This is a genomic window from Shinella lacus (assembly GCF_010994755.1).
GTDB lineage: Bacteria > Pseudomonadota > Alphaproteobacteria > Rhizobiales > Rhizobiaceae > Shinella > Shinella lacus.
Genome location: NZ_WHSB02000049.1, coordinates 1 through 760 on the forward strand (window position 1 = coordinate 1; position 760 = coordinate 760).

1 protein-coding gene is annotated in these 760 nt (G+C 64.5%); it reads right to left on the reverse strand.

What is annotated here, in order from left to right; all coding sequences use genetic code 11:
- Window positions 1-42: 42 nt before the first annotated feature.
- Window positions 43-760: galactofuranose ABC transporter, permease protein YjfF (gene yjfF / locus GB927_RS34235; RefSeq protein WP_256121590.1), on the reverse strand; the 718-nt coding region annotated here is incomplete at its 5' end.

A 760-nucleotide genomic window follows, 5' to 3' on the forward strand; every position in this document is an offset into this window, starting at 1 on the left:
CCCTCTCCTAAGCGCTGAAACGTCGTTGCGAAGGCGCATCCGTCAGGCATATCGCCTCCGCCGCGCCGTGAGCTGGATCAGGCCCTTCTGGAGCAGGATGAAGGCGAAGAGCAGCAGGCCGATTAGGATTTTCGTCCACCAGCTCGAGAGCGATCCGTCGAAGGTGATGTAGGTCTGGATGAGGCCCTGGATGAGGATGCCGACCAGCGTGCCCGCCACGAAACCGGAGCCGCCCGTAAGCAGCGTGCCGCCGATGACTACGGCAGCAATGGCATCGAGTTCGACGCCGACCGTCGCCAACGAATAGCCGGCGGAGGTGTAGAGCGAGAAGACGATGCCGGACAGGCCGCCCAGAAAGCCGGACAGCGAATAAATCAGGATCGTCGTGCGGCCGCTCGGCACGCCCATCAGCCGCGCCGTCGCCGCCCCGCCGCCAAGCGCATAGACATTGGCGCCGAAGCGGGTGCGGTGGGCGATCAGGATGCCTGCCGCGAAGATGAGAAGCATCAGGCCGCCGATCAGCGTGATGCGCCCGCCGCCGGGCAGCTTGTAGTAGAGGCTCTTCAGCGTCGCATAGAAGGGGTGCTTGATCGGGATCGAGTCGATCGACAAGACGAAGGCCATGCCGCGCGCCAGAAACATGCCAGCGAGCGTGACGATGAAGGGCGGCATTTCGAGGTGGTGCACGATCGCTCCCATCAGCGCGCCAAAGGCCGTCGTCAGCGTGAGCGCCAGGGCAAAGGCGACGAGCGGATGGATC